This is a genomic window from Pseudoalteromonas luteoviolacea (assembly GCF_018100925.1).
Lineage (GTDB): Bacteria > Pseudomonadota > Gammaproteobacteria > Enterobacterales > Alteromonadaceae > Pseudoalteromonas > Pseudoalteromonas obscura.
Genome location: NZ_JAGJEH010000004.1, coordinates 242,293 through 263,460 on the forward strand (window position 1 = coordinate 242,293; position 21,168 = coordinate 263,460).

A 21,168-nucleotide genomic window follows, 5' to 3' on the forward strand; every position below is an offset into this window, starting at 1 on the left:
TCTTAGTAGGCGACATTTATTGCCGCTTTTCTATAGGCAGAAGGCGCCAAATCATAAAATTGCTTAAATGCTCGACTAAATGCCGCATCAGACTGATACCCTGCACTCAGCGCAATGTCAAAAATGCTTCTGTCGCTTTGCGCCAGTTGGTTTGCGGCCCAAATCATGCGCCACTGTGTCATATATGTACCAGGAGACTGGCCAATAATGTGGTTAAAACACGCAATAAATTTACTGCGAGACAAGCCAGCAGCATGTGCAAGTTGCTTTACTGTCCAAGGCGAAGAGAAATCTTTATGAAAAACGGCCAGTGACTTCGACAAATGTGGATGAGCTAACCCTGCGATTAACCCTCTATCAACAAAACTTGAGTTCAACACATATCGTAAAATGAGCGTAAATAGCAATTCTGTCAAAGACTTTGCCGCTACGTTTGCTCCATATTCCTTACTATTTACTTCTTGTACTAACATCTGCATCACCATGGCCAACCTTCTGGACTCAGACATGTGTTCTTTTTTAATAACAATTACGTCGGGCAAGCTATCTAAGAAGGGTTTGTTGTAAATCGCTAAGAATTCAAAATAGCCGCAAATCAAAGTTGTTGTTTGGGGGATTTGAGCATGAGCACTTTTGAGTGTGTGGTGGTGAGTCGGCCGTAATATCGCGATGAAATCCCCCTCTTTCAGATGATAGTCATTGTTTGCTGTAGAAATAACACATTCACCCCTTTCGATGTAATGAAATGGCATCCGATCGCGATTTAATGCTTCAAAATCATGAAATGCATTTTGAAACGTCGGGTGGTTAATGACGCTACCTGTGTAGCGAAATCCTGACAAAATAATATCAATTAGATCTTTGGTATAAGCCATAATATCGTACCTAAGATATCAGATTGCAATACACACTTAGTATATTTAAGTGGCTGTTTAAGCGAAGGCTTTCATACCCATAATGGTGCATCTCAAAATTGAGAAACACCATGGTCGGGGTAAAATATAATTAGCCTATTACTGCACTGGTACTACGTATGGAAACTTAACAGGGTGTCGATTAAAGGTGTTTGCATGATCAGTCACCTTGCGCCCAACCATTAAGCTCAGCACGGCGTCCATACCATCATCACTGGGTTTACGACCATTAACTTTAGGGTAGCTGTACTCTGCACGACTGCCCACCTTGTAAGAAATCATATCAGGTAACAATTGTGCTGCCACCGAGTCCGCATACTCTACAGGATTAGATAATTTTCCATCCAATGAGACAGCCCTTAGTACCATCCCAGATATCGCATATCTGCGAGTCATATCACTATCAGGGCGGTGTTGAATATGCTCACTCACTTCCATTTTGTTATTTGCCAAAAACATATGCGTGACAAGCGGATTTGCCACTCGATTCACTTGCACCCACTGGTCAACATTGTACATAGCACTGCTCGCATATACATGAATACTTTTAGGCAACATTTTGTTAGGCACCTCAACTAAAATGATGCTGCTGTTAAAGTCTTTAAATAAATCAACCCCTTTATTGAACTGGGACAATTCAAGCTTACCTTTGCCAATCAGTGTGGTTAAAAATCCGACAATACCTTCGGAGTTTCCTACAAATGGATCTCGTGCTGCTCCGCTCCATACTTTCACGCCATTTTTAAATTTAACAGTTTTGCCTACTTCAACCCTACCAAATACCTTACCTTTTGTACCTACGGCCTGATTCGCGCCATCTACGAGCCCAAAAACCAACTGATTTCCTTCCAAATGTGCTGTAATAGTCATTCCACCACTACCAAAAGATTTATCACTGGCAATATGAAAGCTGTATACTCCTTTCTCACCAAAAGCTGCGCTGCCTTTCGTTGTTGGATTCACATCCATCATAAATGCAGTGTAACCTCGTCGCTCAGAGTCAAACACAAACATGTCAGTCAGATCAAACTGCGGATGCTCCTGAGCCAATTTACTTTCAAAGTGATGGCTCGCAACAGCCGGGGCAGCGCTTATACTTGCACCAATAGCAAAAGCTATCGCCGCCATAGCTGATTTATTGGGTAATTTTTTTAGCAATTTAATCATGGTGGTCTCCTATAAACCGGGTTGCTATTAAAAAGTGGGTTTTGCGGTTTAAATTTTTGCTCTATACCCCCTTACTTTTTTATATTTGAGTTGCTTCATTGGCTCAGCTGCGAGCACGTAAACGCGTAAAGCAGTGAGTCGCTACTAATATTGAAATACCTAACAACGCAACATCCTTGATTAAAAATTGACCTAAAAAATTGACATATGGAAATCCGCCTTCTTTTTCCTCCCATATAGGCAGCACAAGTAAAGTGCTCACCGTCACCAAAAAAGTCATCGCCCCCATAGCCCCGCCGGCAATACCTGCACGTGCAGACCAAACCGACATGACTAATAAAGTAGCCGTAATTATCTCAAACACACCGAGAAAATAAGACGCTCCCTCAAAGCCAAATAAGGCATATAACCAAGTTAACCAAGGGGTGCCATTGATAATTGGTTTCAATGCCTCAACTTCTGTAGGGGTGAACTTGAGTATCCCAATTAGCAATAATGGCAGCACCACTCCCAGCAGAGCAGTGCCTTGTCCAATTTTGTGCATAGAATTAATTGAATTAGTGAGCATAGGCGGCCTCCTTAAAAAATGAATAAGCTTCGAGTTCTCAATGCCGTGTCCAGAAACGTAACAAAACGGCGGCTGTCATTACGCTTAATGCTTTGCATCTACGTTCATATCAGCAGCAATGTATCGTGAAACAGTTGAATTGCATGTCGCGACTTCATCTATCTATTGCCATTCGCCCCTAGATATTTCAGGCCAGCTGCAAAAATAACGTCATCTATCAACGGCTCGCTATAGATTATTTCCCAGCTTCTCTGTATCAACCATGACCATATGAACTAAAATCTTGTCTATTCGTACAAATATAAAGGGAAATAAACAAATTAAACTTGATTGTAAGCTGCAATAAAATTGCTAAAAGTAAATCCCACCAGTGTCCGGTAATGAAGCCAGCAACATGTGTTTTAGATATGGAAAAAAGACTGTTGGAATGCAGAAAGGCGTAGAAAGGTACCACTTAACGCTCAGGCATAGCGAGGAGTGATATTTCGCGATTGAACCTATGCCATGAAAAATTTTGATTGACTAAATGACGCCTGTATTATTTAAAAACGACTGCGGGTCATTGCAACCCGCTCATATATGTCACTATGCCCGACTTATAATGTATATTACTGATTAAAAACCTGCTGGCGTGTTTTATATAGACCTGTCGCCATCAAAATACAAAATAGCCATGGCATAATAAACATGGGGGCACCTGTTTCAAAATAAAACAGAGTCACGCTATAAACATCATTAAAGCCTTCCCACACAAGCATGAACAAAAGGTAATACCAAGCCCATTTTTGCCCCTTTCTAAGAGCAAATATAGAGATAAGAATAATGGGCACGGCTGCTGAAACAATGTTAACACTTGCAAGCATCGCTAAAAACGCAACAAATGGACCCGCTTGCGGATCGACTGCTGCAAGCTGAGAAAAACTAAAGTCTAAGTTGTGAATAACAAATGTCCAAAGCGACATATCATTCGACATAGAGATATTTGAAGTCAATAACATAAAAAACCCCGCCATCAAAGGTATTAACCCAGCATACATTGTCCATTTCCAACCTGTTACTTCATTTGCTGTTTCATTCATCGTGATACTCTCCACTTTAATAAACGATAGAATCAACAATTTTATAGTTTTTCCTTGTACTAACTATGATATTTAGTGCAACATAAATGTCCAATCGTACTTTTATTAGTTCACATTAACCAATGGGAGTAAACAAGTGTTTAATCATGTTCAACCCCAATCTAATGATCAGGTCCCCAATGCTGGAAACAGCTTAATTGGAGGGGACGCATTATCAGATATCCTAAATGCGCTTCGCCTCCAAGCTAGCAGTTACTTTTGCACTGAGTTCTCCGCACCTTGGGGCATAAAGGAGCAAAAGACAGACTATGGTACTTTTCATTTTGTGGTACGGGGCAGTGCTTGGCTAAACATGCCTGAATCACAGCATGCCACTTACCTCTCAACTGGAGATATTGTCGCCTTCCCCACGGGATCTGCTCACCAAATTGGCGACCAACCAAATGGCGTATGTGTATCAGGTGACGAATTACTAACGCAGATCCAAAATAACGAAAATCCATTTACTGGGGATGGTAACAATACCACCCTTTTATGTGGATACTTTAAATATCAACAGCATATCCAACTGCCTCTGCTAAGAGATATGCCTGATTTTTTGCATATTAAAACAAATGAAGAACCCTCACTCTTATGGTTAAACAACCTCGCCAATATGCTGGCCCATGAATCCCGTTCAACATTACCTGGGGGCACCGTCATAGTTGATCGTCTAACCGAAGTGCTTGTCATTCAATTACTTCGATGGCATATGAACAAACAACACTCTGGTACTGGGTACTTTAGGGCGCTCGCTGATACGCGTCTTAGTCACGCATTAAGCCTGATCCACAAACAGCCAGCCCAAGCCTGGACAGTTGAGCGAATGGCACACTCTGTTGGTATGTCACGCTCAGCATTTGCTAATCTATTTCATGAAATCATCGGTATGACGCCTCTGTCGTACCTGAGTCAATGGCGAATGCATATCGCTCAGGACCTGTTGAAAGAAGGGAAAGAGTCTATGATCAGTATTGCAGAACAAGTTGGCTATCGTTCAGAAGCCTCATTTAGCAAGGCTTTCAAAAAGATTATCGGTGTCAGCCCTGGCCAATTAAGAAGACAAAAATAGTTACTAATCAAATATTTTACAAGTCCAAGCTAGTATACCCCCAACGTCTATACTAGCTGGCTTTGTGCGTCTTAAATAATGCCAAGATAATACGGTTTGACATAAATCCTATACCTTCCAACATTGTTTAGCAGGCTTGTTGTTCTCAAAATATATGGCGTCTGAAGCAGGTTTAAAGTACAGAGGTCTATATTTACTTCCTGTTTATTTTATCTGTTCATAGACGCTTTTATTTCGCTAAACATCATAATTGGAGTGTAACTATGACTCGTATCAAACCGATTGATCCAAATATTGCTGAGGGTGAAACCAAAGAAGTACTAGCACTCGCTCAAAAGCAATTTGGTGGCATACCGAATGCTTTCAAAACACTCGCAAGTTCGCATGTGGTACTAGAAGCATTTCTTGGTATGAGTAGCCCGTTGGCTAGAGGAAGTTTAACGCCCGCTCTGCGCGAACAAATTGCATTAGCGGTGGCTGGCAAAAACAACTGTGATTACTGCGCATCAGCACACACTGCCATCGGAGAAATGGCAGGTCTAAGCACAAAGGAAATGGCACTTAACTTAAAGGGTAAGTCTCAAGAATCAACAACACAGTGTATATTAGAGTTTGTTAATCATATCCTCGAATCCCGCGGGCAAGTATATGATATCGAGTTTATCAAGTTAAAAGAATTGAAACTAACGGATGCAGAGATCAGCGAAATTGTGGCACACACTGCTATGAACATCTTTACAACTTACTACCATATGATCGCCAAAACGGAAATCGATTACCCACTAGTCAAAGCCCAAAATAAACAATTTGATGATTACTAACTCCAGTCCGTCAAAGTTTACTTTTGTTACTAGTTCGAACTTACATTCGGTGTACTGCTTTAAAATTAAATGGGGTTAGGCAATTGCGCCTAAAGCTATTATGCAAAACAAACGCACACTACATTGCAAAACGCAAAATTCAATCTCGTTATCTGGCTCATATGGCCTTAAGTATTTGCTACCAATGATGCTTTTCAATTCTTCTTTGGCATGGGGCCAGATTGAAACATCAGACAAACCGCCTCAATGGAATAAAATCAAAGCCGCTCAGTGGCTCGATAATAGAGCGCTGTGGTGGCTCGATTATCCAATTAAACAAACGCCTACAGACCATAACGGCGCAGTACAATGCAATGCCTGTCACACAACACACACTTACACACTCGTTCGTCCTAAGCTTACACAAGGAGCAGGACTGAATGAGCGCATATTTGATAACATACGTCGCCGCCTTGTTGCCGGCCCAGGCGTTGCGCCATGGTTTGTAAATCCTCCCGGCAGATTGACTCAGTCTCGCGGTAGTGAAGCGATTAATACCACTTACTTGCTCGCGATGAAAGAAGCCAGAGAAGGCGCTTTGCAGTCTTCCCCTTTATTGATTACAGCTTTCGAACGGCTTTGGCTTCATCAGCGCGCCGATGGTGGTTGGGATTGGTTTAACTTTACATACGAACCCTTAGCTACGATAGAAGCACAGCATTTTGCAGCTTGTCAGGCTGCGGTTGCTATCGGCACAGCTCCTGGCTACTTCAATGAAAACTCACTGCCAGCACTTAAAGGTCGTGTAGATAAACTGCGAAACTGGCTCAAAGCCAGTCGTAATCCAAATAATCTATTTGGAGAAGCTTGGTTGCTTTTTGCGTCAACGCGATTGCAAGGGTTATTAACACCTCAAGAGCAAAATCAAATAATTAGTAAGTTGTTACAAAAACAAAACAGAGATGAAGTGAATAAAGGAAGTTGGGCCCTATATGAGCTCAACGATTGGCGCTACAGTGAAAAAACAGCGCCAACCAAGCCGAGAAAGCTGCACCCTGACGCGCGTAAACCGGAGGCTTATTCAACTGGTTTGATTGCCTATATTCTGATGCAAGCTGGTGTTAAAAGTGACGATCCAAGTATTACATCCGCTCTCAATTGGCTGCGTAACAATCAACAGCCTGACGGCTCTTGGAGAACATACTCTATCAGTGTGAACCGAAGCAAAGACGATCCTGCCTATCTATTTTTATCTGATGAAGCAACCGCTTGGGCGTCACTCGCATTGCTCGAGGGGGAAAGGAGTTGAGATGATAGCGAACATGGTTTAGGCCCATAGATATTCATAGGCCTTGAAGGCGACTGACTGAAGTCAGTCGCCCTGTTCATCTAACGGAGCTACGCTCGTCAGTTCTAAATCTAAATAAACTTTTTAATGATAAAGTCTACTTTCACACGTTTAGCCTGCCCTAGTATCTTTTGCACAGGTGCAGGGTAATCTTGCAAGGTTTCGATATCATCTGGCCCACTTAATTTTCTGCAATGAGATAAAATCGCGTTTTTCTCATCGTCTATAAATGGCTTTAATACTTGGTTTCTATCTTCAATTAAAATGCCATTTTCAATGTCTAGTCCCCATGCTCGTGGGTTTAAATTATGCCCAGTCATCAAATGAACCTGATTATCTTGATTGATACCTTTCAAATGGAATGAGTTGTCTCCATCTTTCCAGAGGTACACATTAAGCAACCCCTGCTCTATATACCTTTTTTGTGACTTTAAAAACTTGTGTAAAATTCGCTCATACAAATAAGGCAAAGCCCCTATGCGGCTGAATGGCTTATCTGGCGCAATATAAAAGTCATTTGCCGTCTTATCGCCAACGACAATGGTTATAGACTTACCTTGCTTGAGTAAACGGCGCAACGAACGAAGTAATGGAGCCGGAAAGTTGAAATAAGGCGTGTATAGGATCAACTCTTGTTCTGTTGTATCAAACAAGGTTTTAATCAATCTATTCAGCTTATTTGTTCTGCGCCCAAATCCAAGGAATGCACGAACATTTAAGTCTGTTGATTCGGTTGCCTTAGACATATCGTAATTGGCGCGCTTAAGTGAACGCATTAACTTTTTTTGCGCCAGTTTAATATCGCTAAAAGGCGTTAAAGGCCGAGTATCAATACGGGGGACTGCTTCTGAGCTGATTAGATGCTTTTCAATAAAGTCAGTAAAACTGTTGGCTAGCATCTCATTTTCGATAAGGAAATAACGATCGAGTCTATATCTATCTTCTTGATGTAGATACACATCGTTAATACTCGCACCGCTGTACAATACGGTGTCGTCAATCACAAACCCTTTAAGGTGAAGCACACCAAAAAGCTCTTTCGCTTTAACAGGCACACCATAGACTTCTACATTAGAATTAAACTTTTCCAAGTAATCACAGTACAAACGTGCATTTCCCTCGGACTTAGCTTCACCAATAAGACCTCTTTGCGCTCTGTGGAAGTCTACCAGTATTTTAATTTCTAACTCTGGATTCTGCAGTGACGCATTATGTAACGCAGCCAATACGCCTTGGCCAGCAGTGTCATCTTGTAAATAAAGTGCTGCGATATAAATTCGCTGCTTCGCTTTACTGATCAGAGACAAAAGTTCACTGTGATAATGCTTAGCGTCTGTTAAGACTTTACAGCTGTCTGCTTGTAAAGCAAAGCCGGAGTTGTCCTGCCAAAATGCCATATACACCTTTTAATCTTGGGCTACTGATAATTTAGTAGCAAAAAAAATTCCTTCAAACATAACAAAAAAAAATAGAAAGGTCATGAAGATCCGACAATTTCAGCTTTGTTGGCTTACTTTTCCATCAAGTACACTATATTTGACAAGTTTAGAATTTCGAAATTTGCTTTATTTGATTTTTATTTTACTTCTGGGTTGATTTACTTAGAATCGGCATCATTGTAATGCTAATACTAAATTTTAGGATAGAAATTCATGAGTGATAAGCACTGTAAACTATTAATCCTTGGCTCTGGCCCAGCTGGTTACACTGCGGCTGTTTATGCAGCGCGTGCAAACTTAAACCCTGTTTTAATCACGGGTATGCAACAAGGTGGTCAGCTTACAACAACAACAGAAGTAGAAAATTGGCCTGGTGATGCACACGGTTTGACAGGACCTGCTCTAATGGAGCGTATGAAAGAGCATGCGGAACGCTTTGAAACAGAGATCATTTTTGACCATATTAATAAAGTAGACGTAACAAAACGTCCATTTACCTTAACAGGTGATCAGGGTACGTATACATGTGATGCTCTAATCATCGCAACTGGCGCGTCTGCAAAGTACTTAGGCCTAGAATCTGAAACAGCCTTCCAAGGCCGCGGTGTTTCTGCTTGTGCTACATGTGATGGCTTTTTCTACAGAGGCCAAAAAGTTGCTGTAGTAGGTGGTGGTAACACTGCCGTTGAAGAGGCACTATACCTTTCAAACATCGCAGATGAAGTACACGTTATTCACCGTAGAGACAGCTTCCGCAGTGAGAAAATCTTATCTGACCGCCTGATGGAAAAAGCGAAAAACGGCAATGTTGTTCTTCACTTCGACCGTACGTTAGATGAAGTACTGGGTGATGACATGGGCGTTACGGGCATCAGAATCAAAGATACTCAGTCAGACACAACTGAAGATTTAGATCTAGCTGGTGTATTCATTGCGATTGGTCACAAGCCAAACACAGACATGTTTGCAGGCCAGCTTGAAATGAAAGATGGATATTTAGTTGTTGAGTCAGGCTTAAACGGCAATGCGACGCAAACAAGTGTTGAAGGTGTATTCGCTGCTGGTGATGTTTCAGATCATATCTACCGCCAAGCAATTACCTCTGCGGGCACAGGTTGTATGGCCGCACTAGATGCTGAGCGTTATTTAGATAACCTAAAATAATGCAATTGCACGCCATAAATCATGGCGTGCTTCACCCCTTAATTTGCTAAACTTGTCTTAGCAAACTTCCTACTCAAAACTAAAGTCACTTATGACACAACAGCTGTTTCACCTATCGCCAACTGACTACATATTTCCACCTTGCCACTTTGCATTAAAAGAACCTGATGGCCTATTAGCCATTGGCGGCTGCCTGAACACGTTAAGGCTAAAAAAAGCTTACCAGCAAGGTATTTTTCCTTGGTTTAATGAGCGAGAACCCATAATGTGGTGGTCACCTAGCGAACGGGGTATATTGGAATTAAAGGATTTTCATATCGGGCGTACCTTAAAAAAGGCCAAAAATAGACTCAACCCTAGGGTTACTATAAACCACGCCTTTGAGCAGGTGATTTCACAGTGTCGTAACCAAAGGCTTAATGAAGAAGGGACATGGATCAACAAAAATATGCTCAAAGCATATTGCCAAGCACATAAAGAAGGGTTTGCTCACAGTGTAGAGGTGTGGATAGATAACCAACTTGTTGGAGGGCTATATGGCATTATGGTCTCTGGAGTATTTTGTGGCGAATCGATGTTTCACAACCAGCCAAACACGTCTAAGTTAGCCATGTGGGCGTTGGTGAATTGGCTTAAAAAGCACAATGCTCACTTTATTGATTGCCAGCTCGATAACCCTTACTTAAGCTCTATGGGCGCAAAAGTCATTCCTAGAGAAGAATTTTTGACTAAACTAAAAGAAGCAAGTGACTATCACCCTGTAAGCACCATGTGGCAACCACAAGACATAGGGGCAATATATGACTGAACACTTTCCTTCTAAAATAGGCCTCAGTCAACAATTTGATTGCAGCTATCTGCCAGATAGAAAAGAACAACTGCTCGTTATCTTGGATAACGAGTGTTATACGGCTCCTCGGTTTGAGGCGTTATTATCTCTGGGGTTTAGGCGTAGCGGAGACCAAATTTATCGCCCACACTGCCCTATGTGTAGTGCATGTCAGTCAGTCAGGGTACTTGCAAAAGAATATGTGCCTTCAAAATCACAAAAGCGTAAATACAAGAAGATAGATAGTAACTTTTCAGTTAAAGTCAGCTTTCAAGAGAAGGAAAATTACTTTTCGCTGTATGAAAAGTACATCAATCAAAGGCACAGTGATGGCACTATGTTCCCGCCAAATAGACTGCAATATGAAAGCTTTCTCTTTTGTCGCTGGATGCCGATTTCATTTATAGAGCTTTGGCATGAGAAAAAACTCGTTGCAGTCGCTGTCACCGATACTATGCCCAATGCATTATCTGCCATCTATACTTTTTTTGACCCGGATTACGAACATTTAAGCTTAGGCACCATCATGATAATGGCGCAGCTTAACCTCGCGCGTTCTGAAAATAAGGATTTTGTATATTTAGGTTATCAAATAGACGAATGTAAAAAAATGCGCTACAAAAAGCAGTTTGCGCCAGCTCAACAGCTTAAAGAAGATACTTGGATAAATATTTAAGTTACTAATTTAAGCTCTTACCTTTACTTATTGTGTGCTTTTGGGCAAAATCTCCAACGATAAACTTATATAGAGGTGATACGCTCCAAATGGCGAAAGAAGACGTTATTGAAATGCAAGGCACGGTCCTTGAAACATTACCAAATACAATGTTCCGTGTTGAATTAGAAAATGGTCACGTTGTTGTGGCACATATTTCTGGTAAGATGCGCAAAAACTACATCCGTATTTTAACAGGTGACAAAGTCACTGTAGAGTTAACTCCTTACGACTTAAGTAAGGGACGCATCGTTTTCCGTGCACGTTAATTCTACCGTCTCGCCAGCATCTGTTTGATGCTATAAGACGTATGTAGCAAAAAACCTAGCCAATTGGCTAGGTTTTTTGCTTGTGTACTACCTTTAGAACCAGCCAGCTCCGCCAGCCGGTCCTCATACGTTGCTAGTTAGCTAATATTATGCAGAAACTAACTCCTGCTCAAAATCAAACTCCAACGCATTGCCTTTCACAGTCACTTTAACGCTACCGCCGTCAATTAAAGAGCCAAACAGAATTTCATTTGCCAACGGCTTTTTAAGATTGTCTTGAATAACTCGTGCCATCGGACGTGCGCCCATCGCTTTGTCGTAGCCAATGTCAGCTATCCAATCTCTCGCTTCGTTAGTAAGCTCTAAGTTAACAGACTTTTTATCTAATTGAGCTTGCAGCTCAACAATAAACTTATCAACAACTTGCAAAATAACTTCTTTTTCAAGATGGTTAAACCAAATGATATTGTCCAATCTATTTCTAAATTCAGGAGTAAATACCTTATTGATTTCAATCATTGCATCATGCGAGTGATCTTGCTGCTGGAATCCAATCGACTTTCTCACCGTCTCTTGAACACCCGCATTTGTCGTCATAACAAAAATCACGTTTCGGAAATCGGCTTTACGACCATTGTTGTCTGTCAGCGTGCCATGATCCATTACTTGTAGAAGTATGTTGTATATATCAGGGTGGGCTTTTTCAATCTCATCTAACAATACAACAGCATGAGGGTGCTTAATGACAGAATCAGTCAACAAACCGCCCTGCTCAAAACCAACATAGCCAGGAGGTGCGCCGATTAAGCGGCTCACAGCGTGTCGCTCTGAGTATTCAGACATATCAAAACGTATAAACTCTATGCCCATACATTTGGCGAGCTGCTTAGTCACTTCCGTTTTACCAACACCCGTCGGACCAGCAAATAAGAAAGACCCAATTGGCTTTTCTTCGTTTGCAAGGCCGGAGCGTGATAAACGAATAGCCGATGTAAGCGCATCAATAGACTCATCTTGGCCAAACACAAGCATTTTCAGGTTTCTATCAAGGTTTTTAAGTACTTCTTTATCACTTGATGACACATTTTGCTGTGGAATACGTGCAATTTTTGAAACAATTTGCTCAATATCAGCAACACCAATGGTCTTTTTACGCCTAGACATAGGTAATAGTCGTTGATTTGCACCCGCTTCATCAATCACGTCTATCGCCTTGTCAGGTAAGTGGCGCTCATTGATATATTTTGCGCTCAGTTCAGCTGCGGCTTTCAACGCTTTTTGGGTGTAGCGAATACCGTGATGTTCTTCGTAACGTTCTTTCAAGCCGTATAAAATCTTGGCTGTGTCAGCAACACTAGGCTCAACTACGTCAATTTTTTGGAAGCGACGAACTAGCGCTCTATCCTTCTCAAAAATGTTCTTAAACTCTGAATAAGTTGTTGAGCCCAAACAGCGCAGCTTACCACTAGAAAGCAGTGGTTTAATTAAATTCGACGCATCCATTACCCCGCCAGATGCAGCACCTGCACCGATAATTGTATGAATTTCGTCAATAAATAAAATTGCGTTTGGTTTGGCTTGCAGTTCTTTTAAAAGTGCTTTAAAACGCTTTTCAAAATCCCCACGGTATTTTGTACCAGCGAGCAATGCGCCCATATCAAGAGAGTAAACGACCGCATCTTCAATGACTTCAGGTACTTGGTCATTCACAATACGATAAGCCAACCCTTCAGCAATGGCAGTTTTACCTACCCCAGCCTCTCCAACAAGTAATGGGTTGTTTTTCTTACGGCGACATAACACTTGGATGGTTCTTTCAACTTCTTGGTCGCGACCAACCAAAGGATCTATTTGCCCAGCTTTTGCCAGCACATTAAGATTTGCAGTAAAGTTTTCAAGCTTGGTTTTTTCGTCGCTTTGTACTTCCGCTCCTTCTTCGTTGATATCCTCATGCTCTTCTGGCTCAGGATCATCGTCCGATTTTGAAATACCGTGACTAATAAAATTAACGATGTCTAATCGACTGACATCTGCTTTTTTGAGTAAATATACAGCTTGGCTCTCTTGCTCTGAGAAAATAGCTACCAAAACATTGACGCCAGTTACTTCGTTTCTACCTGAAGACTGCACATGAAACACTGCTCTTTGTAATACACGCTGAAATCCAAGCGTTGGTTGAGTCTCCCGGTCTTCCTCTAACTCAGGAATGATTGGCGTTGTTTCATCAATAAACTCTGACAGCTCCCTTTTAAGGTTGTCAGTATCTACGCTACAGGCATTAAGCGCTTCACTTGCCGAAGGATTATCGATTAGGGCAAGTAATAAATGCTCCACCGTCATAAATTCATGACGACGTGTACGAGCTTCACGAAACGCGGTGTTAAGTGTAATTTCTAAATCTTTATTTAGCATTGGCAACCCCCAACGAGAATAAATAAGGTCATTCTTGCTCACAGCTACACAGGAGCGGATGCTCATGATCGCGAGCGTATCTGTTCACCTGCTCAGCCTTTGTATGGGCTATGTCTGCAGGATACATTCCACATACCGCTTTTCCCTCGTGATGTACTTTCAACATCACTTCAGTTGCTCTTTCGCTATCCATGTTGAAAAAAGTCATTAACACTTCGATGACGAAATCCATCGGCGTGTAATCATCATTGTTTAAAATTACTTTGTACTTTTTCGGTGGTTGAAGTTTTTGCTTCTCTAGGTCTTTGACCTCTTCCAACACACCTGAATCTTTTATCCCACTCATAATTAAATATAGTCTTGTCTTATATACTCAAGCAAACTTGAATTAAAAAATAAATAAAATGTTAAAAAACTGCACTAAAAAACTTGACTGTATGGTTATTTAAACTACATTCTAGTCCTAGTTGTTCATGTTATGGACAGCTTAGCAAATTTCAAAGGTTAGATTAACTTAATTAGTCAACTTATAGAAGGATGTAGAAGTATGGCTTGCGGAAAAGTCAAATGGTTTAACAACGCCAAAGGGTTTGGTTTCATCGTAGAAGACGGCAGTGACGAAGATATCTTTGCACATTACTCGACGATTGTAATGGATGGATACAAGACGCTTAAAGCTGGTCAAGATGTAACATTCGAGCTACAGGAAGGGCCTAAGGGCTTACATGCTACTAATATTGCACCGAAAGTTGGTGAAATGGCATAGCAATTCTCAAGGCTCTAAAAGCGAGCTACGCAAGTTGCTCGCTTCATCTCTTTTTTCTCACTATAAATCCCCCCTTGTAACATATTTTTCTATATCTTAAGTAAATTGCATTAGCAGCATTACGATTAGATTGGTACAATCCCTGCCGATGTCCAGGTCTGTTAGTTATTTCTATTCCCTAACTTCAGTAGGAATAACTAACAAACTTGCTAATTACAAAGAGATTAAGCTTTTTATTTAAAGCTAATTTTTTTGTCACTCAATCGTCAAAATAGCGTTGGGTAACAAAAGTTAGCAAGATCTTGCTTATTGTTGAACGGTCTAATTGACCCAAAACTATCTAGGAATGATGATGACATCAAAAATTATTTATACAAAAACCGATGAAGCACCAGCTTTAGCAACTTATTCTTTGCTGCCTGTGATCCAAGCTTACACAAAAGCAGCTGGTGTTGAAGTAGAAACAAGAGATATCTCTTTAGCTGGTCGTGTGATCGCTAATTTCCCTGAGTTTCTTACTGAAGAACAAAGAATCGCAGACGCCCTGTCTGAGCTAGGCGAACTTGCTAAGACGCCAGAAGCAAATATCATCAAATTACCTAATATCAGTGCTTCAATCCCTCAACTTAAAGCAACCATTAAAGAGCTACAAGAGAAAGGCTACGCACTTCCAGATTACCCTGAAGAGCCAAAAGACGACAAAGAAGCTGCTATCAAAGCAACTTACGACAAAATCAAAGGTAGCGCTGTAAACCCAGTACTACGTGAGGGGAACTCAGACCGTCGTGCTCCTGGTTCTGTTAAAGCATACGCACAGAAAAACCCACATTCAATGGGCGCTTGGTCTGCGGACTCTCAGTCTTATGTAGCAAGCATGAGCGAAGGTGATTTCTTCGGTTCAGAGCAATCTACAACAGTAGCAGAGGCAACTGATGTACGTATTGAGCACGTTGCAGCAGACGGTACTGTTAATGTATTGAAGCAAAGCACGCCGCTACTAGCTGGCGAGATCATCGACGCTTCTCGCATGAGTGTTAGCGCACTTCGCAGCTTCCTTGAAGCTGAGGTAGAAGCCGCTAAAGAAAAAGGCGTACTTTTCTCTCTTCACATGAAAGCAACTATGATGAAGGTTTCTGACCCAATCATCTTTGGTCACGCTGTAAAAGTATTCTACAAAGAAGTTTTCGAAAAGCATGGCGAAACTTTCGAGCAATTAGGTGTTGACGTAAATAACGGTATTGGTGACGTTTACAACAAACTTGCTAACTTAGATGATGCAAAACGCGCAGAAATCGAAGCTGATCTAGCTGCTGTATACGACGTTCGCCCAAGCATTGCAATGGTTGACTCTGATCGTGGTATCACTAACCTACACGTACCAAGTGACGTTATCATCGACGCATCTATGCCAGCGGCTATCCGTACAAGCGGCCAGATGTGGAACGCTGAAGGTAAGCAACAAGACACAAGCTTTGTGATCCCAGATCGTTGTTACTCTGGTGTTTACCAAGCAACTATCGATTTCTGTAAAGAAAATGGTGCTTTTGATCCTCGTACTATGGGTACAATCCCTAACGTTGGCCTTATGGCTCAAAAAGCAGAAGAATACGGTTCACACGACAAAACATTTGAAGCACCTTCAAATGGTGTTATCCGTGTGGTTGACCAAGCAGGTAACGTACTACTTCAACACGATGTTGAGCAAGGCGATATCTGGCGTATGTGTCAGGTTAAAGACGCACCAATCAAAGATTGGGTTAAGCTAGCTGTTAACCGTTCACGTGCATCTAACACACCTGCTGTTTTCTGGTTAAACGAAGCGCGTGCACACGACGCTGAGCTTATCAAAAAAGTAAATGCATATTTACCAGAGCACGACACAGACGGTCTTGATATCCGCATTCTTGCGCCTGTTGAAGCGACTGAGTTCTCACTTGCGCGTATGAAAGACAGCCAAGACACAATTTCAGTAACTGGTAACGTATTACGTGACTACCTAACTGACTTATTCCCAATTTTAGAGCTTGGTACAAGTGCGAAAATGCTATCTATCGTTCCACTAATGAACGGCGGTGGCTTATTCGAAACTGGTGCTGGTGGTTCAGCGCCTAAGCACGTTCAACAGTTCGAAAAAGAAAACCACTTACGCTGGGATTCTTTAGGTGAATTCCTTGCACTAGCTGCTTCTTTAGAGCACCTAAGCCAAGTAACTAACAATCCTAAAGCGCAAGTACTTGCTGATACACTAGACGCGGCAACAGGTAAATTCCTTGATGAGAACAAATCACCTTCTCGTAAAGTAAATGAGCTGGATAACCGTGGTAGCCACTTCTATCTTTCTCTTTACTGGGCACAAGAGCTTGCAGCCCAAGGTACTGACGCTGAGCTTAAAGCTAAATTCGAAGCAGTTGCAAAACAACTTACCGAGAATGAAGCTGCTATCGTGGCTGAACTAAATGACGTTCAAGGCCAAGCAATGGATGTAGAAGGCTACTTCCAGCCAAACGATGAAAAAGCGTTTGCAGCTATGCGTCCAAGTAAATTATTTAACGATGCATTAAACCTAATCGCTTAAGTTAAATAAACTCAATTAGAAAGGCAGCAATACGCTGCCTTTTTTCGTTTTACAAGCTGAAGTATTTGTTCAATTTTGCTAGTATAGGCGCCCAATCATGCTGGCCTCTGTGAGTTATGACACATAAAAATAGCAAACGCCCCTATTCGTCGACTAGAAATAAACCCAATGGTAATGCTCGACGTCAAGTCAAAAACCCCAAAAAACCACCGGTAAAGCCTGAAGACGTCAAAGTTGTTCTTTTTAACAAACCTTTTGATGTTTTATGTCAATTTACTGATGACCAACACCGAAAAACCTTAGCTGACTTTATCGATGTCAAATCAGTCTATGCTGCGGGTCGACTAGACCGCGATAGCGAAGGTTTATTACTTTTGACTAACTGCGGCAAGTTGCAGCACAAGCTCACCGAGCCGAAAAAGAACACTGACAAAACCTATTGGGTTCAAGTAGAGGGATCGCCCGATGAGCAATCACTCGAGATGCTGAGAAAAGGGGTCGAATTAAAAGACGGCATGACCAAACCCGCCAAAGTCGAAGTCATTGACGAGCCTAACATTTGGCCTCGCAACCCGCCAATACGAGAGCGAAAAAATATTCCCACAACTTGGTTAAGTATTACGATTTCTGAAGGGAGAAACCGTCAAGTTCGGCGCATGACTGCGCACATTGGCTATCCAACCTTGCGGTTGATTAGATACAGCATTGGCAAATATACACTCAGTGGTCTAAATAACGGGCAGTATAAGGTTTTACAGCCAAATAAAGTCTAGGGAGTGTCTTTTGAGGGCGGCCAAATGCGTGCTATACTCACGACCTTTCAAATATTACATATAGATGTACAGCGATATTATGAGCGATAACAGTAACATTAAAGTCATTGTCGGCATGTCTGGCGGCGTGGATTCTTCAGTTTCAGCTTACCTTCTAAAAGAACAGGGCTATCAAGTAGAAGGCTTGTTCATGAAAAACTGGGAAGAAGACGATAACGATGAATACTGTGCCGCAGCTGAAGATCTAAAAGATGCACAAGCCGTGTGTGAAAAACTGGGTATTGAACTGCATACTGTCAATTTTGCGGCTGAATACTGGGACAATGTATTTGAGTATTTCTTAGAGGAATACCGCGCAGGTCGCACACCAAACCCAGATATCATGTGCAACAAAGAAATCAAGTTCAAAGCTTTTTTGGAATTTGCAGCAGAAGCACTAGGAGCTGACTATATAGCGACTGGCCACTACGTTCGCCGTGAAGAGCGTGATGGTAAGTTTGCAATGCTAAGAGGCTTAGACAACAACAAAGATCAAAGCTATTTCTTATATACGTTAAGCCACGAACACGTTGCACAAACACTATTCCCTGTCGGTGAGATTGAAAAGCCTGAAGTACGCCGCATTGCAGAAGAACAAGGTTTAATCACTCATAACAAAAAAGACAGCACGGGTATCTGTTTTATTGGTGAGCGCAAATTTAAAGATTTCTTGCAAAAATTCCTTCCTGCTCAGCCAGGCATTATTGAAGATGCTGAAGGCAATCAAGTCGGCGAGCATGAAGGCTTAATGTACCACACGCTCGGCCAGAGAAAAGGCCTACTAATCGGCGGGATGAAAGAAGGCTCTGGCGAGCCTTGGTATGTTGTCGATAAAGATGTAGAGCGCAACGTCCTTGTGGTTGGTCAAGGTAAAGACCACCCTCGCCTGTATAGTAACGGGCTCAATGCCAATCAACTGCACTGGGTTGACCGCGAAGGCCCACAAGGAACCACTCGCTGCACAGTAAAAACTCGCTATAGACAAGAAGATATTCCATGTACTCTGCTGGTCGGTAAAGATGGCATGGCTCGAGTGCTGTTCGATGAGCCACAAAAAGCAGTTACACCGGGTCAATCAGCGGTATTTTATTTAGATGATGCCTGTCTTGGCGGCGGTATCATCGAGTCGGTGATCAAATAATGCAACCAAAAGCCGTTATTCCATTAGCTGCTATATGTCAGATAGCTAAGCTTGTTCAAAAATGCGCTCGTTATGGCACTTTTAACGAAAACGAAGTCCATACATTTTTGCAAAGCATTCTTAATACGTCACCTCAAAACCCAGAGGACGTCTATGACGACCACTTCGCTTTAAAAGGTGGCTATCAAGCTTTGGTAGCGCAATTATCCAGCGAAGGTGAAAAAGACGTTGAAATCGTAAAATACGTCGGTAGCTTGTTACAGCTTGAACGCGCTTTGTCTGCAAATAGCGCTGTATTTTCAGAGCTGGCCAAACGCATTGAACAAGTCGAAAGACAAACCTTACATTTTAATGTATACGACGAACAAGTATTAGGTGCACTTGCTGATATCTATACCCAAGTTATCAGCCCTGCCGGTCCTAAAATCCAAGTATTTGGTAAACCAGATTTACTTCAGCAAAGCCATATTCAACACAAAATACGTGCATTGTTGTTGGCAGGAATTAGAAGTGCGGTGTTGTGGAGACAACTTGGTGGTAAACGCCGCCATTTCTTTTTTTCTAAAAAGAAAATTATCGCCACTGCACAACAGTTTATATAAATTATCGTTCAAAAAACCAATTAGTTAGGAGAAATTATGGAGCTTTCAGCGTTAACCGCTATCTCTCCAGTGGATGGTCGCTATGGTAGCAAAACCAAAGAGCTGAGAAGTATCTTTAGTGAGTTCGGTCTTATCAAATACCGTGTCACAGTTGAAGTTCGTTGGTTACAAGCTCTAGCAAAAGCAGACGCAATCAAAGAAGTGCCTGCTTTCAGTGATGAAGCTAATGCGATACTTGACGGCATTGTTGCAAACTTCAGTGAAGAAGATGCACAACGTGTCAAAGATATCGAGCGCACTACAAACCACGATGTTAAAGCAGTTGAATATTTGCTAAAAGAGAAAGTAGCGGATAATGCAGAGCTACAAGCTGTAAATGAATTCATTCACTTTGCTTGTACATCTGAAGACATTAATAACCTATCTCATGGTTTAATGCTGAGTGAAGCGCGCGATCAGGTGTTACTACCATACTGTGATAACCTACTTGCGGCAATCAAAGAAAAAGCAGTTGAGTACAAATCAGTACCAATGATGACTCGTACTCACGGTCAACCTGCTTCACCTTCAACTATGGGTAAAGAGTTTGCTAACGTTTATGTTCGTCTACAACGTCAGCGCGAGCAAATTGCTAACGTCGCTCTTTTAGGCAAAATCAATGGCGCTGTTGGTAACTACAACGCTCACCTAAGTGCTTACCCAGAGTATGATTGGCATGCACATGCAGAATCATTTGTAACTAGCCTAGGACTAACTTGGAATGCGTTCACAACGCAAATTGAGCCGCATGATTACATTGCTGAGCTATTTGACGCAATTGCACGTTTCAATACAATCCTACTAGACTTTGATCGTGATGTTTGGGGCTACATTGCTCTTAACCACTTCAAACAAAAGACCATTGCAGGTGAGATTGGCTCTTCTACAATGCCGCACAAAGTTAACCCTATCGATTTTGAAAACTCTGAAGGTAACTTAGGTCTAGCAAATGCGATTTTCGCGCATCTAGCACAGAAACTACCAGTTTCTCGTTGGCAACGTGACCTAACTGACTCAACGGTTTTACGTAACCTTGGTGTTGGTATGGGCTATGCGCTAATTGCATACCAAGCGACACTTAAAGGTATCAGCAAATTAGAAGTAAACGCAGATCGTCTTCTTGCTGAACTAGATGACAACTGGGAGCTGCTTGCTGAACCGATTCAAACAGTAATGCGTAAGTACGGCATCGAAAAGCCATACGAAAAGCTAAAAGAGCTAACACGTGGTAAGCGTGTTAATCAAGAAATCATGGCTGACTTTATCGATGGTTTAGACCTACCAGACTCAGTTAAAGCGGAAATGAAGTTGATGACGCCAGCAAACTATATCGGTCGTGCTGAAGCGTTTATTGACGAATTAAACTAATCTAGTCAATTAGATTTTATTAAGCGAAAGGAACAGCATTGAGCTTGTAA

At 41.8% G+C, this 21,168-nt stretch carries 20 protein-coding genes; 13 read left to right on the forward strand and 7 right to left on the reverse strand.

Annotated features, from left to right (window positions below; genetic code table 11):
* Positions 1–2: 2 nt before the first annotated feature.
* The 4 genes from J8M00_RS10095 to J8M00_RS10110 all read right to left on the reverse strand — a co-directional run bounded on the left by J8M00_RS10095 (position 3) and on the right by J8M00_RS10110 (position 3,728).
* On the reverse strand, positions 3–875 hold the full coding sequence (locus tag J8M00_RS10095) for an AraC family transcriptional regulator (protein ID WP_211010134.1): 873 nt from the start codon (positions 873–875) through the stop codon (positions 3–5).
* Between the two features lie 138 nt (positions 876–1,013).
* The gene (locus J8M00_RS10100) at positions 1,014–2,081 is read right to left on the reverse strand and encodes a DUF4331 family protein (RefSeq protein WP_211010135.1); all 1,068 of its coding nucleotides are present in this window, start codon (positions 2,079–2,081) and stop codon (positions 1,014–1,016) included.
* Between the two features lie 103 nt (positions 2,082–2,184).
* Complete coding sequence (locus tag J8M00_RS10105; RefSeq protein ID WP_211010136.1) at positions 2,185–2,649, reverse strand: DUF417 family protein; 465 nt, start codon at positions 2,647–2,649, stop codon at positions 2,185–2,187.
* 608 nt (positions 2,650–3,257) lie between these two features.
* Complete coding sequence (locus J8M00_RS10110; RefSeq protein WP_211010137.1) at positions 3,258–3,728, reverse strand: hypothetical protein; 471 nt, start codon at positions 3,726–3,728, stop codon at positions 3,258–3,260.
* A 136-nt stretch (positions 3,729–3,864) separates the two neighbouring features.
* Here J8M00_RS10110 and J8M00_RS28605 point away from each other — a divergent pair, with 136 nt between their 5' ends.
* The 3 genes from J8M00_RS28605 (at position 3,865) to J8M00_RS10125 (ending at position 6,948) form a co-directional block, all read left to right on the forward strand.
* Positions 3,865–4,839, forward strand: a complete 975-nt coding sequence (locus tag J8M00_RS28605) for an AraC family transcriptional regulator (protein WP_211010138.1) — start codon at positions 3,865–3,867, stop codon at positions 4,837–4,839.
* Between the two features lie 263 nt (positions 4,840–5,102).
* Positions 5,103–5,660, forward strand: coding sequence for a carboxymuconolactone decarboxylase family protein (locus J8M00_RS10120; RefSeq protein ID WP_211010139.1), 558 nt, complete (start codon positions 5,103–5,105; stop codon positions 5,658–5,660).
* A gap of 184 nt (positions 5,661–5,844) precedes the next feature.
* Positions 5,845–6,948: a hypothetical protein gene (locus J8M00_RS10125; protein WP_211010140.1), complete on the forward strand. Its 1,104-nt coding sequence runs from the start codon at positions 5,845–5,847 to the stop codon at positions 6,946–6,948.
* Positions 6,949–7,058: 110 nt separating this feature from the next.
* Here J8M00_RS10125 and pssA read toward each other — a convergent pair whose 3' ends face one another.
* On the reverse strand, positions 7,059–8,384 hold the full coding sequence (gene pssA / locus J8M00_RS10130) for a CDP-diacylglycerol--serine O-phosphatidyltransferase (RefSeq protein ID WP_211010141.1): 1,326 nt from the start codon (positions 8,382–8,384) through the stop codon (positions 7,059–7,061).
* A 255-nt stretch (positions 8,385–8,639) separates the two neighbouring features.
* On the opposite strand from pssA, the gene trxB reads away from it, so the two are divergent.
* The 4 genes from trxB to infA all read left to right on the forward strand — a co-directional run bounded on the left by trxB (position 8,640) and on the right by infA (position 11,403).
* The gene (gene trxB, locus J8M00_RS10135; protein WP_211010142.1) at positions 8,640–9,590 is read left to right on the forward strand and encodes a thioredoxin-disulfide reductase; all 951 of its coding nucleotides are present in this window, start codon (positions 8,640–8,642) and stop codon (positions 9,588–9,590) included.
* Positions 9,591–9,681: 91 nt separating this feature from the next.
* The gene (aat, locus tag J8M00_RS10140; protein WP_211010143.1) at positions 9,682–10,398 is read left to right on the forward strand and encodes a leucyl/phenylalanyl-tRNA--protein transferase; all 717 of its coding nucleotides are present in this window, start codon (positions 9,682–9,684) and stop codon (positions 10,396–10,398) included.
* Entirely contained in the window at positions 10,391–11,095 is a 705-nt protein-coding gene (locus J8M00_RS10145) for an arginyltransferase (RefSeq protein ID WP_211010144.1), read from the forward strand. The genes aat and J8M00_RS10145 overlap by 8 nt, the downstream gene beginning before the upstream one ends.
* An 89-nt stretch (positions 11,096–11,184) precedes the next feature.
* A complete protein-coding gene (gene infA, locus J8M00_RS10150; protein ID WP_023401681.1) occupies positions 11,185–11,403 on the forward strand; it encodes a translation initiation factor IF-1 in 219 nt (72 codons plus the stop codon).
* Between the two features lie 147 nt (positions 11,404–11,550).
* Here infA and clpA read toward each other — a convergent pair whose 3' ends face one another.
* Positions 11,551–13,815, reverse strand: coding sequence for an ATP-dependent Clp protease ATP-binding subunit ClpA (gene clpA, locus J8M00_RS10155; RefSeq protein WP_211010145.1), 2,265 nt, complete (start codon positions 13,813–13,815; stop codon positions 11,551–11,553).
* A 28-nt stretch (positions 13,816–13,843) separates the two neighbouring features.
* Positions 13,844–14,161: an ATP-dependent Clp protease adapter ClpS gene (clpS, locus tag J8M00_RS10160; protein WP_023401679.1), complete on the reverse strand. Its 318-nt coding sequence runs from the start codon at positions 14,159–14,161 to the stop codon at positions 13,844–13,846.
* A gap of 201 nt (positions 14,162–14,362) precedes the next feature.
* Between clpS and cspD the strand changes: the two genes are divergently transcribed.
* From cspD to purB, 6 genes are all read left to right on the forward strand, one after another.
* Positions 14,363–14,581, forward strand: coding sequence for a cold shock domain-containing protein CspD (gene cspD / locus J8M00_RS10165; protein WP_023401678.1), 219 nt, complete (start codon positions 14,363–14,365; stop codon positions 14,579–14,581).
* 352 nt (positions 14,582–14,933) lie between these two features.
* On the forward strand, positions 14,934–17,156 hold the full coding sequence (locus J8M00_RS10170; RefSeq protein ID WP_211010146.1) for an NADP-dependent isocitrate dehydrogenase: 2,223 nt from the start codon (positions 14,934–14,936) through the stop codon (positions 17,154–17,156).
* 116 nt (positions 17,157–17,272) lie between these two features.
* A complete protein-coding gene (locus J8M00_RS10175; protein WP_211010147.1) occupies positions 17,273–17,929 on the forward strand; it encodes an rRNA large subunit pseudouridine synthase E in 657 nt (218 codons plus the stop codon).
* A 79-nt stretch (positions 17,930–18,008) separates the two neighbouring features.
* Complete coding sequence (mnmA, locus tag J8M00_RS10180) at positions 18,009–19,109, forward strand: tRNA 2-thiouridine(34) synthase MnmA (RefSeq protein ID WP_023401675.1); 1,101 nt, start codon at positions 18,009–18,011, stop codon at positions 19,107–19,109.
* Positions 19,109–19,711: a high frequency lysogenization protein HflD gene (hflD, locus tag J8M00_RS10185; protein WP_023401674.1), complete on the forward strand. Its 603-nt coding sequence runs from the start codon at positions 19,109–19,111 to the stop codon at positions 19,709–19,711. The genes mnmA and hflD overlap by 1 nt, the downstream gene beginning before the upstream one ends.
* A 36-nt stretch (positions 19,712–19,747) precedes the next feature.
* Positions 19,748–21,118 (forward strand): adenylosuccinate lyase, encoded by a 1,371-nt coding sequence (gene purB, locus J8M00_RS10190; protein ID WP_023401673.1) that lies wholly within the window; start codon positions 19,748–19,750, stop codon positions 21,116–21,118.
* Positions 21,119–21,168 lie beyond the last annotated feature (50 nt).

Bases quoted from the DNA above. Each gene is read 5' to 3' on its own strand.
- J8M00_RS10095 (WP_211010134.1), bottom strand. From the start codon at position 875: ATGGCTTATACCAAAGATCTAATTGATATTATTTTGTCAGGATTTCGC.
- J8M00_RS10100 (WP_211010135.1), bottom strand. From the start codon at position 2,081: ATGATTAAATTGCTAAAAAAATTACCCAATAAATCAGCTATGGCGGCG.
- J8M00_RS10105 (WP_211010136.1), bottom strand. From the start codon at position 2,649: ATGCTCACTAATTCAATTAATTCTATGCACAAAATTGGACAAGGCACT.
- J8M00_RS10110 (WP_211010137.1), bottom strand. From the start codon at position 3,728: ATGAATGAAACAGCAAATGAAGTAACAGGTTGGAAATGGACAATGTAT.
- J8M00_RS10120 (WP_211010139.1), top strand. From the start codon at position 5,103: ATGACTCGTATCAAACCGATTGATCCAAATATTGCTGAGGGTGAAACC.
- J8M00_RS10125 (WP_211010140.1), top strand. From the start codon at position 5,845: ATGATGCTTTTCAATTCTTCTTTGGCATGGGGCCAGATTGAAACATCA.
- pssA (WP_211010141.1), bottom strand. From the start codon at position 8,384: ATGGCATTTTGGCAGGACAACTCCGGCTTTGCTTTACAAGCAGACAGC.
- trxB (WP_211010142.1), top strand. From the start codon at position 8,640: ATGAGTGATAAGCACTGTAAACTATTAATCCTTGGCTCTGGCCCAGCT.
- aat (WP_211010143.1), top strand. From the start codon at position 9,682: ATGACACAACAGCTGTTTCACCTATCGCCAACTGACTACATATTTCCA.
- J8M00_RS10145 (WP_211010144.1), top strand. From the start codon at position 10,391: ATGACTGAACACTTTCCTTCTAAAATAGGCCTCAGTCAACAATTTGAT.
- infA (WP_023401681.1), top strand. From the start codon at position 11,185: ATGGCGAAAGAAGACGTTATTGAAATGCAAGGCACGGTCCTTGAAACA.
- clpA (WP_211010145.1), bottom strand. From the start codon at position 13,815: ATGCTAAATAAAGATTTAGAAATTACACTTAACACCGCGTTTCGTGAA.
- clpS (WP_023401679.1), bottom strand. From the start codon at position 14,161: ATGAGTGGGATAAAAGATTCAGGTGTGTTGGAAGAGGTCAAAGACCTA.
- cspD (WP_023401678.1), top strand. From the start codon at position 14,363: ATGGCTTGCGGAAAAGTCAAATGGTTTAACAACGCCAAAGGGTTTGGT.
- J8M00_RS10170 (WP_211010146.1), top strand. From the start codon at position 14,934: ATGACATCAAAAATTATTTATACAAAAACCGATGAAGCACCAGCTTTA.
- J8M00_RS10175 (WP_211010147.1), top strand. From the start codon at position 17,273: ATGACACATAAAAATAGCAAACGCCCCTATTCGTCGACTAGAAATAAA.
- mnmA (WP_023401675.1), top strand. From the start codon at position 18,009: ATGAGCGATAACAGTAACATTAAAGTCATTGTCGGCATGTCTGGCGGC.
- hflD (WP_023401674.1), top strand. From the start codon at position 19,109: ATGCAACCAAAAGCCGTTATTCCATTAGCTGCTATATGTCAGATAGCT.
- purB (WP_023401673.1), top strand. From the start codon at position 19,748: ATGGAGCTTTCAGCGTTAACCGCTATCTCTCCAGTGGATGGTCGCTAT.